The following is an 11129-nucleotide window of genomic DNA, read 5'->3' as shown; positions in this document are numbered from 1 at the left end:
CGGGGGCCGGCTCCGGCCGGGGCTGGGTGCGCCCCCGGGTCCGCGAGGCGGCGCGCGAAGTCGGCCGCCGCCAGCGGGCGGGCGAAGTGGAAGCCCTGCATGAGGTCGCAGCCCTCGTCGCGCAGGGCCGCGGCCTGGGCGGAGGTCTCCACCCCCTCGGCGACCACGCTGAGCCCCAGGCCCTTGGCGAGCGCGATGATGCCGCGCACCACCGCGGCCTGGCGCGGCACCTCGAGCATGCCCTGGGTGAAGGCGCGGTCGATCTTGAGCGTGTCCAGCGGCAGGAAGCTGAGCTGGCTCAGCGACGAGTAGCCCATGCCGAAGTCGTCGATGGCGAGCCGGAAGCCGTGCTCGTGCATGTGGCGCAGCATGTCGCGGACGTATTCGGTGTCGTCCATCAGCATGCTCTCGGTGAGCTCGAGCTCGATCAGCTCGCTGCGGATGCCGTGGGCCGTGGTCTCGGCGATCAGGAGGGGCAGCAGGCCGGGGTCGACGAAGTGCGGCGCGGCGAGGTTGAGCGCGATGCGCATCTCGGGCAGGCCCTCGTCGAGCCACTCGCGCAGCTGGCGACAGGCGCGCCGGATCACCCACTTGCCGAGCGGCACGATCAGGCGGGCCTCTTCCGCGAGCGGCACGAAGCGTGCCGGCGGCAGCAGGCCGAGGTGGGGGTGCTCCCAGCGGATCAGCGCCTCCGCGCCGCGGATATGGCCGCCGTGGTCGTACTTGGGCTGGTAGTACAGGGTCAGCCCGCCGCCCGCGTCGTCGGCGAGCGCGCGCCGCAGGTCGCGCTCGAGCTCCATGCGCAGGCGGGCCTCGTCCTGGATGTCGGCCGAGTGGAACTGCGCCTCGGCCTGACCGTTGCTGCGTGCGTGGTGGCTGGCGATGCTGGCGGCCTGGGTGAGGGCCGTGGCGCCCGCGCCGTCGATCGGGTGCAGCGCGATGCCGAGATGCGCGCCGAGCACGAGCTCGTGCTCGCCGACGCGGAAGGGCGCGCGCAGCTTGTCGAGGATCGCCCGCGCCAGGCGCGCGGCCTCGTGGGTCGCCGCGGCGCCGCTGCGCATCAGCATGAACTCGCCACCGCTCCAGCGCGCCAGCAGCGTGCGGCCGTCGATCTCGGCCAGCTCGGCGCCGGGCAGGCAGCGCCGCACACGCTCGGCGGCCAGGCGCAGCACCGCGTCGCCCGATTCGTGGCCGAGGCTGTCGCTGATGCGCTGGTAGCGCTCGAGCGCGATGTGGATGACCGCGACCTGCGCGTGCTCGCCACAGCGCGAGAGCTCGGCGCCGAGCGCCTGCAGGAAGTGGTCGCGGTTGGGCAGGCCGGTGAGGGCATCGTGGCGGAGGAGGTAGTCGATGCGCTCCTCGACGCGGCGCTGCGCGGTGATGTCCTGCACCGTGCCGTAGGATCGCCTGGCGTGGCCCTGCTCGTCGTGTTCGAACTTCACCCGCAGGTGGATCCAGCGGACGCGGCCGTCGTCGCCGAGGTAGCGGTGGATGACGTCGGCCGGCAGGCGCCCGTCACTGGAGGCCGCGATCGCTGCGCGCACGCGTTCGAGATCGTCCGGATGCACCCGCTCGACGAAGCCTGCGATCGAGCGCTCGGTGTCCTGCGGGTCGCGACCGAGCACGGTGAACAGCGCCTCCGAGCACTCGGCGATGCCCGAGGCGCGGTCCAGCTCCCAGCTACCCAGCCGGGCGATGCCCTGCGCCTCGGCGAGATTGCGCCGGCTGCGCTCGAGGGCGCGCAGGTTATCGCGGGCGCGCAGCAGGAAGCGCACCCGATGCACGAGGATGTTGAAGTTGAGCGGTTTGGCGATGAAGTCCGAGGCGCCGGCGTCGAAGGCGTTCTGGATGGTCGTGCTGTCGTCGTGCGCGGTCATCACCAGCACGGGCAGGTTGTGGCAGGCGGGCCGGGTGCGCAGCCAGCGGCAGAAGGCCAGGCCGCCCATGCCGGGCATCTCGAGGTCGAGCAGGATCAACTCCGGCCGGCATTCTTCGAGGGTGGCCATCGCGGTCTCGCCGCTGTCGTTCTCCAGCACCTCGTGGCCGGCGCCGCACATCGCGCTGCCCACCAGCAGGCGGGTGACGGCGTCGTCGTCGATGATCAGCACGCGCGTCGCTTCAGGCATGTCCGTTGTCCCTCTGCGCCAATGCGCCATTCATTTCCGTGCAGGCGGCCGAAAAGGCGCTGTCGGCCTCGGCGATCCAGGCCTCGACCCGTGCGTCGCTGCCGGCCCGCAGCGTGGCCTCGATGTCGCGGCAGCGCGCGGACAGGCGCATCGCCCCGAGCGTCGCGGCGCTCGCCTTGAGCGTATGTGCGGCGCGCGTCGCGGTGTCGATGTCCCCGCCCAGCAAGGCCTCTCGCAGGGTGTCGAGCTGCCTGCGGCCTTCCTGGCGAAACAGCCCGAGCCCCTGCGCCACGATCGCCTCGCCTCCGGAATGCTGCAGCGACAGCTCGGCGAGCGCCGCGGGGTCGAACACGACCTCCTGGTCTGCTGCGGCCCTGTCGGCCGGGCCTGCTCCCTGCTCCGCGGCGCTTGCCGGCGCACGGGTCGCGGAGCCGGCTGGCGCCGTCACCCGCAGCGACTCCGGCAGCCAGCGCGCCAGCACCGCGGCGAGATCCGCGCTGCGGTAGGGCTTGGCGAGGAAATCCACCGTCCCTGCGGCGTCGCAGCGCTCGCGGTCCCCACGCATGGCGTTGGCGGTCATCGCCACGATTGGCATGGGCGCCTCGCCGCACCCTGCGAGGATGCGCCGGCAGGCCTCGTAGCCGTCCATCACCGGCATCTGGCAGTCCATCAGCACCAGGTCGAAGCGCTCGCCGGCACAGGCCTCGACCGCCTCGGCACCGTTGCAGGCCAGCCGTGGTTCGCAGCCCAGGTCGCGCAACTGCTCGAGCGCCAGCGTCTGGTTGATCGGATTGTCCTCGACCAGCAGCACGCGCGCGCCCGGCCAGCGCGCGGCCCCGTGTTGCGCCCGCAGCCCGGCCGCTGCTGCGCCCCCTGTGGCAGGGCCCGCGTTCGCGAGCGCCAGCGGGAGTTCGACACGGAAGGTCGATCCGACTCCTTCCGTGCTCGTGGCCTCGATCGTCCCGTCCATGAGCTCGACCAGCTGGCGCACGATCGCCAGCCCGAGCCCGGTGCCGCCGAAGCGACGGGTCGTGGTGCTGTCGGCCTGGGCGAAGGCTTCGAACAGGTGGGGCAGGACCTCGGGTGCGACGCCGATGCCGGTGTCGCGAACCTCGATCTCGAGCACGCAGGCGTCGGGGGCGGCGCCTGGGCGGGCGCGCATCGTCAGGCCCACCTCGCCTTTGGCCGTGAATTTGAGCGCATTGCCGACGAGGTTGTTCAGGATCTGGCGCAGGCGCGTGGGGTCGCCCCTCACCCAGGCCGGCACGCTCGCGTCGATCCGCGCGCACAGATGCAGGCCCTTGCCCGCCGCGATCGGGGCGGCGAGCTCGACGAGCTCGCGGGCGAGGCGGCCGGGGTCGAGCGGGATGGATTCGAGCTCCATGCGACCGGCCTCGATCTTGGAGAAATCGAGCAGGTCGTCGAGGATGGCCATCAGGTTCTCGCCCGACTGCAGCGCGGCGCGTGCCCTGCGCGCCTGGTCGTCGTCGCTTGCCGAGGCCAGCAGCAGCTCGGTCATGCCGAGCACGCCGTTCATCGGCGTGCGGATCTCGTGGCTCATGGTGGCGAGGAAGCGCGACTTGGCGAGGCTGGCGGCCTCGGCGGCATCCTTGGCGCCGCGCAGCTCGGCGGTGCGCGCCTCGACCTCGCGCTCCAGGTTGTCGCGGTGGGCCTGCAGCGCGCGGTCTCGTGCCTCGATCTCGCCCAGCATGCGGTTGAACTCCTCCACGAGGCGGCCGATCTCGTCCTTGCCCGCGGTGGCGACGCGGATGTCGTAGCGCTGGTTGCGCACCACCGTCCCCGCGGCCTCGGCGAGCTCCAGCAGCGGCGCGATGATGCGGCCGCGCAGGCGCAGTCCGAAGCGCACCGCCACGGCGGCGGCGACCGCAGCGGCCAGGGTGGCGAGCAGCAGGCCCACGCCGAACTCCAGCCAGGCCGAGGTGATGTCGGCCTGGATCTCGACCGCCCCCAGGCGCTCGTGGCCGACCTCCACCGGCTGCACGATGCGCAGCCGGGTCGGCAGGAAGAGGTCCACCGCAAGCGCGGCGAGCCCGGCGCGCTCGGGCGCCTCGTGTGGCGCGCTGTATGCGGCGAGCTCGCGTCCGGCGGCGTCGAAGAGCTGCGCGCGAACCACATTGGGTTCGGCGCGCAGCGCGGCGAGCAGCGCGCGCGCCGCATTGTCGTCGCCGAAGGCGAGCGCGCCATGGCTGTTCTGGCTGGTGAGGCGGGCGAGGGTCTGCAGGCGGTACTCGCTGTCGCGATAGAGGCGGTACATGCCGCCGGCGGAAAAGGCCAGGGTCGCGAGCAGGACCGCGGCTCCGGTCGTCGCCGCGAGAATCAGCGTGAGCTTGCGGCCGATCGGAAGGTCGTGCAGTTTCATTGCACGACCCGGTCGGCGAGCTGCAGGAGCTGGCTGCTCAGGCGCAGGCCAGCCTCGCGCGCGGCCGCAAGGTTGATGTCGAAGCGTACCCGCCCGCCGCTGAGCTTGAGCTCGATGACTCCGCCTTCCTCGAGGAAGCCCGGCCGGTCCGCCACGGTCAGCACCGGCTCGCTGCCGTTGCCCTGTTGCAGGCGGGCGGGGCGCCCGCCCTCGCCGGCGGCGACGAAGGCGATGTCGCAGCGTCCCGCTGTCCCCGGCGCCCACTTGCGCAGGCGCACGGTCTGGCCGCGCACGCTGCGCCCCGCGAGGGCGTCGAGCTGGCCGTCGAGCGGGCGCTCGCCGACCACGCACAGCTCGATGCTGTCGCCCGCGCGCATCGCGCCGCCCTCGGGCCACTCGGCGAACTTGATGAAGTTGAACACGAAGGCGGCCTTGAGGCGCGCCTCCTCGGCGGGGTCGGCGGCGTGCGCGAGCTTTGCGCCGGGCAGGACGAGGCCGAGGAGCCCGATCAGGAGCGTGCGCGCGAGGAGGGGACGGAGGACGTTCATCGACGTGCGCGCGCTCAGAAGCGCCAGTCGGCGCGCAGGTAAGCGCCGCGCTCGACCTCGTTGATCATCGAGGGCAGCGGTTCGTTGATCGCCTCGGTGTGGCGGTGGTCGAGCAGGTTCTGGCCGACGATGGACAGTTCCAGGTCGCGGCTCGCCTTCCAGCCCAGGCGCATGTCGAGCGTCCAGTAGGGATCGACGCGGAGGGCGGGCTGGAAGGCGTAGGTCTGCGTGGCGCTGGCGTGGCGCAGCCAGGCATCCCACTGCAGCGTGGGCGAGATCGCGTAGCCGGTGCGCAGCGTGAAGATGCGCTCGGGCGTGCCCTCGGTGAATTCGGTGGGCCCGTCCACGCTGCTGTGGCTCAGGCGGCTCATGCTGAGGCTGGCGGCGAGGTCCCAGGCGTCGGTGGGGCGCCACTGCGCGCTCAGCTCGACGCCGCTCACGCGCGCGCGCTCGGTGCTGTCGAGGGTCAGGGTCTGAGTGAGGACGCCGGGTGCAAGGGGGATGAGCGCGCCCCTGTGCGCATGGCGCAGGTCGTCGTAGCGGTAGTGGTAGGCGGCGAGCTCGGTGCTCAGGCGCGACGACCAGCTCGCACGCCAGCCGAGGTCGAGCGCGTCGAGGTACTCGTGGCCGAAGTCGGGGTTGCCGCTGATGCGGGGGGCGAGCCGGGTGTAGGTGTTGCCGCCGAGGGTCAGCGGCGACTCCAGCGGGCGCGCGGGCAGCTGCCCGCTCACGGTGCGCTCGCCCCGGCTTCCGGCGCGCACCGCGCGCGCCGCCGAGGCCCACAGGCTGTGTGCCGGATCGGGCGTGAACAGGATGCGGGCATTGGGCTGGAAGGCGAGCCGGGCGTCGTCGGGCCGGTCGACCCGCGCCCCAAGGGTCAGCGCCCAGCGCTCGGGCACGAGCTCGAGCTCGCCCTGCGCGAACAGGTTGAACAGGTCGTTGCGGTCGCGCGGGCTGTCGAAGCGCGGCGCGCCGCTCACGACCTCGTCGCGCTTGTGCCGCCAGCCCGCCCCCCAGATGAAATCCACGCGCTCGCCGAGGCGTTGCTGCTGCTGGTATTCGATGTCGAAGGTGCTGCGGCGCTCGCGTGCGATCACGATGTCCATGCGCGAGCGCTCGACATAGGCCTGCACGCTGTGGGTGATGCCGCCGTCGGCCACGTGGTCCCAGCGGCCGAGCAGGTAGGCGAGCTCGTTGGACGGGTTGGCCGGGAGGAAAGGGATCCGCCCCGCCAGCGCGGGCATCATGAAGTGCTCGCCGGTCATGCTGTCGCGCACGCTGCCCTGCAGCCGGAAGCGGTCGCCGGCGGCCTTGCCGTCGAGCCGGAAGCCGGCCTGGCGGGTGCGCCAGAAGTCGCGCGCGCGGCCATCCTCGGGGGTGGACGAGGGCTCGACGTATTGCGACCTGGCGTGCACCTCGAGGTGCGTGGTGTCCGACAAGGCCAGGCCGTGGCTGGCGAACAGGCTGCCGTGCAGCTCGGTCCCCGCCGCGGCCGAGACCTGCGTGCCCTGCGCGCTGGCGGCGTTGCGGGTGATGATGTTGATCACGCCATTGACCGCGTTCGCGCCCCACAGCGAGGCGCCCGGGCCGCGCACGATCTCGATGCGCTCGACGAGCTCGAGCGGGATGTCGTTGAACTCCCAGAACACCCCCGAGAACAGCGGCGAATACAGGCTGCGCCCATCCTGCAGCACCAGCAGCTTGCTGGCGAAGCGCCCGCCGAAGCCGCGGATCGACACGCTCCAGCGGTTGTTGGAGAAGCGCGCCACATGCACGCCCGGCGCCAGACGCAGCGCCTCGGGGATGTTGGCGGCGCCGCTGCGGCGGATCTGCTCGGCGCTGATCACGTGGACGGCCGCGGGGATGCGGGACAGCGGCTGCGCACGCTTTGACACCGAGGAGATCTCGATGTCCATGAGCTCTTCGAGGCTCAGGTCGAGGAGGTCGGTGCCGGAGGCGCCCATGTCGGGAGCGCCCATGTCGGGAGCGCCCATGTCGGGAGCGCCCATGTCGGGAGCGCCCGTGTCGGGAGCAGACGGGCTCGCGAACGCCGGCAGCGGGACGAGCGCCAGGGCGAGGGCGAGCAGGCGGAGCTTGGGCTTCATGAGGTGTCGACCGGATTCGGCACGGCACAGCCATGCCGCCACCGGGGTTTCTCGAGTCCGACAGTATATATGCGCCCTGCAAATTTCCACGTGATGCATCGCACGCCGGAGAACAAATGCCCAGCCGCATTCGCGCCTTGCGGCCCGCCTGCGCGGAGGCGTCGCGCCTGCGGCGCTCAGCTCGCCTGAGCCACCATCTCGAGGATCGCCGTGCCGTAGTGCTCGAGCTTGCGGTCGCCGACGCCGCTGATCGCCGCCAGCTCGGACAGCGTGCGCGGGCGCTTGATCGCGATCTCGCGCAGGGTGGCGTCGGGGAAGACGACGTAGGCGGGCACGTTGCGCTCCTTGGCGGTGGCGAAGCGCCAGGCGCGCAGGCGGTCGAAGAGGGTGGTGGGGATGCCGGCCGGGATGTCGGTCGGGGTGCTGCCGCGGCGCTTGGCGCGGCTGCGGCTGCGCTCGGGCTCCAGGCGCAGGTGGAACTCGGCCTCGCCGCGCAGCAGCGGGCGGGCGGCGTCGGTGAGGCGCAGCGCGTTGTAGCGCTCGTGGTCCACCGCGACCAGCTCGCGCGCGACGAGCTGGCGGAACACCGTGCGCCAGCGCTTCTCGTCGAGCTCGCTGCCGATGCCGAAGGTGGTGAGGTCCTGGTGGCGGCGCTCGATCACCTTCTCGGTGAGCTCGCCGCGCAGCACGTCGATGAGGTGGCCGGCGCCGTAGCGCTGGCCGGTGCGATACACGCAGCTCAAGGCCTTGCGCGCCGCCTCGGTGGCGTCCCAGGTCTGCGGCGGGTGCAGGCAGTTGTCGCAGTTGCCGCAGGGGGTCGAGGCCTCGCCGAAATACGCGAGCAGATGCTGGCGCCGGCAGGTGGTGGCCTCGACCAGGCCGACCAGCACGTCGAGCCGGTTGCGCGCGAGGCGCTTGAACTCCTCGTTCGCCTCGGACTCGTCGATCATGCGGCGCTGCTGCACCACGTCCTGCGCGCCCCAGGCCATCCACGCCTGCGCCGGCAGGCCGTCGCGGCCCGCGCGGCCGGTCTCCTGGTAGTAGCCCTCGATCGAGCGCGGCAGGTCGAGGTGGGCGACGAAGCGCACGTCGGGCTTGTCGATGCCCATGCCGAAGGCGATCGTCGCCACCATGATCAGCCCGTCCTCGCGCAGGAAGCGGCTCTGGTGCTCGGCGCGGATCTCCTGCGTCATGCCGGCGTGGTAGGGCAGGGCGGCGAGCCCCTGCTCCTGCAGCCAGGCGGCGGTCTCCTCGACCTTGCGCCTTGAGAGGCAATACACGATGCCGGCCTGGTCCGGGCACTCCTCGCGGATGAAGTCGAGCAGCTGGCGGCGCGGGTCGTTCTTCTCGACGATGGTGTAGCGGATGTTGGGGCGGTCGAAGCTGGAGACGAAGCGGCGCGCCGCCTGCAGGTTGAGGCGCTCGGCGATCTCCTCGCGGGTCTGGCGGTCGGCGGTGGCGGTGAGCGCGATGCGCGGGATGGCCGGGTAGCGCTCGGGCAGGATGGAGAGCTGCAGGTACTCGGGGCGGAAGTCGTGCCCCCACTGCGACACGCAGTGCGCCTCGTCGATCGCGAACAGCGCCAGGCGGCCGGTGTCGCGCAGGTGGTCGAGCTGGTCGAGGAAGCGCGGCGTCATCAGGCGCTCGGGGGCGACGTAGAGCAGCTCCAGCTCGCCGTCCCACAGCGCGCGCTCCACGCTGCGAGCGGCCTCCATGTCCAGGCTGGAGTTGAGGAAGGCGGCGCGCACGCCGGCCTCGACCAGCGCGCTCACCTGATCCTGCATCAGCGCGATCAGCGGCGACACCACGATCGCGGTACCCGCGCGCAGCAGCGCCGGGATCTGGTAGCACAGCGACTTGCCGCCGCCGGTCGGCATCAGCACCAGCGCATCGCCGCCGCCGGCCACGTGCTCGACGATCTGCCCCTGCTCGCCGCGGAAGGCGGGGTAGCCGAAGACGTGTTCGAGCACGCGGTGCGCCGCGTCGCCGAGGGCCTCGCCGTGCAGGGGCGCGAAGGCTCCGGCGCGGGCGGGGGAGGGGAGGGTCGAAGGCGGGGCGGTGGCGTACATGGCCGGCATTTTACCGCCCGCGGCCGGATTCGCGCCTTCCCGCACCCTCATTCGCGCCAGGCGGCGCCAGGACGTCGTCTGTTCCGCGCACCCCCATCGTGCGCCGGCCGGCCCCATTCGCGGCTGCCGCCGCTCCTACAGGGGGCAAGGACGCGGCGGTTTGCGCAGGCGACGCGACGGTCATGTAGGAGCGCCGGGGACCGAAGATGACGCGCGTCGAAGCCCCAACCGCCGCATTCGCAGCTGCCGCAGCTCCTACACGGAGTCCGGGACGCGCGGCGGTTCATGTAGGAGCGCCGGCAGGCGCGAAAGCGGCCGTCGATCGAGCGCTGCGCTGGCCGCTGCGCGCGCGCCTCAGCCCTCCGCGCCGTTGCGCGCGCGCCAATCCTGCAGCGCCGCCATGGTGTCTTCCAGGTCCCCGACCACACGGATCCCCGGCAGCCGCTTCTGCTTGTCGCGGACGGCGGCTCCCCCGGCCCACAGCTCGATCCCCTCGGGCAGCAGCGAGCGCAGCTCCAGCAGCCCCTCGATCGCCTGGCGCGCCGGGTAGGCGATGCTGAACGACAGCCCGACAATGTCGAAGCCCCCGCCCACCGCCGCGCTGCGGATGTCGGCGAGCGGGGTGCGCGTGCCCAGCGACAGGCAGCTCGCGCCTTCCGGCACCAGCATCGCCTCGGCCATCAGCAGGCCGAGCACGTGCTCCTCCTCGGGGAAGGTCGTCAGCAGCACGCGCGGCCGGCCTGCGATCGACGCGTGGGCGCCGATCGCGCCGCGAAGCACGTTCTGCACCTGCTCGGTGAACAGGTGCTCCTCCGGCACATCCACCTCGCCACGCATCCACGCCTCCCCGACCGCCGCCGCGAGCGGGGCCACGGTCTGGGCGACGAAGCGCTGCAGGCCCTGCTTCATCAGCGCCTGGCGCAGCGCGGCGGCGAGCTCCACGCTGCGATGCAGGCGCACGAGCTGCAGCAGGCCGTCGTCGCGACCGGCGGGCGCTCCGCCCTCCGGGCACAGACAGGCGTCGAGCATCGTGGAGAGCTCCTCGACGCTCGCCCCCACGACCCGCGCCGGCCGCCGGCCGTGGTCGAGCAGGCGGCGGATCATGCGCAGCTTCTCGACCTGGTCCGCCGGATACAGGCGCTCGCCGTTGGCGTCGCGCATCGGCGCCGGAAAGCCGTAGCGCCGCTCCCACACCCGCAAGGTGTCTTTCGCCAGGCCCGTGTCGCGTTCGACGGCAGCGATGCTGAAGGCAGTCTCGTACGGGTTCGGGGCGTTCATCGGCAGCAACTTTCGGGAGGTGATTGATAAATCGATGTTAGGCGGGAGGATTTGATTTGTCCAGGACAAACTGGGCTGGAAGCAGCCTTTCAGCCTGTGATGCGGAAGATCGGGGCGGCGGGATGACCGGCGCGAAGCTCAGGAGCGCGGAGGGCAGCCCTGAGGGTCGGCGAAGGGCCGCGAGCGTACGCCCCGCCCGTCACCCCGTTACCCTGACCGGATCGCTCGCGCCCACGGCTTCCGCCCGAAAGGCACGTCACCTGCCGCACCCTCACTCCACGCCGTTCCCGCCCGCCTTCTCCGCCGCCTGCTGCGGCGTCAGGTCGCCGTCCAGCACGGCCAGCATGCGCGCCGCCTTGGCCACCTGCTCGATCGCGCGCCGCTCCAGGCTGGCCAGGCGCAGCCAGTCCTGCATGCTGCGGATGTCGATGCGGGCGTGTGCGCCTTCGAGCAGCAGCGCCTCCTTGAACGCCTGGTAGCGCAGCTCCGCCTCCTCCAGCCTCACCTCGACCGCTGGCGCGGAGAAATCCTCGCGCGCCGCGTCGGCGCTCGCCGCCAGCGCGCCGGTAGCCTGGCGGAAGGCCGCGGCGACCGGCTCCAGCCCGGCGCCCGGCGGCGCCCCC

6 protein-coding genes and 1 pseudogene are annotated in these 11129 nt (G+C 72.3%); all 7 read right to left on the bottom strand.

All coding sequences use genetic code 11. The features are described from left to right. On the bottom strand, window positions 1–2126 hold a 2126-nt coding region (locus C667_RS15040; protein ID WP_004367871.1), incomplete at its 3' end, for a two-component system response regulator. Further along, window positions 2119–4506, bottom strand: a complete 2388-nt coding sequence (locus C667_RS15035) for an ATP-binding protein (protein ID WP_004367870.1) — start codon at window positions 4504–4506, stop codon at window positions 2119–2121. The genes C667_RS15040 and C667_RS15035, both read right to left, overlap by 8 nt. Then, the gene (locus tag C667_RS15030; protein WP_004367869.1) at window positions 4503–5054 is read right to left on the bottom strand and encodes a YfiR family protein; all 552 of its coding nucleotides are present in this window, start codon (window positions 5052–5054) and stop codon (window positions 4503–4505) included. Before C667_RS15030 ends, C667_RS15035 begins: the two co-directional genes overlap by 4 nt. Before the next feature lie 14 nt (window positions 5055–5068). Further along, on the bottom strand, window positions 5069–7159 hold the full coding sequence (locus C667_RS15025) for a TonB-dependent receptor plug domain-containing protein (protein WP_004367868.1): 2091 nt from the start codon (window positions 7157–7159) through the stop codon (window positions 5069–5071). A 176-nt stretch (window positions 7160–7335) separates the two neighbouring features. Beyond that, on the bottom strand, window positions 7336–9228 hold the full coding sequence (recQ, locus tag C667_RS15020) for a DNA helicase RecQ (RefSeq protein ID WP_004367867.1): 1893 nt from the start codon (window positions 9226–9228) through the stop codon (window positions 7336–7338). Window positions 9229–9582: 354 nt separating this feature from the next. Further along, window positions 9583–10506 (bottom strand): MerR family transcriptional regulator, encoded by a 924-nt coding sequence (locus C667_RS15015; protein ID WP_004367866.1) that lies wholly within the window; start codon window positions 10504–10506, stop codon window positions 9583–9585. 271 nt (window positions 10507–10777) lie between these two features. Then, window positions 10778–11129, bottom strand: a pseudogene (locus C667_RS15010) (Na/Pi cotransporter family protein); the annotation flags it as partial.

Source organism: Thauera phenylacetica B4P (assembly GCF_000310225.1).
GTDB classification, from domain to species: domain Bacteria; phylum Pseudomonadota; class Gammaproteobacteria; order Burkholderiales; family Rhodocyclaceae; genus Thauera; species Thauera phenylacetica.
Note: the sequence above shows the minus strand (reverse complement) of the source record. Positions and strands in the feature narration are given on the sequence as shown.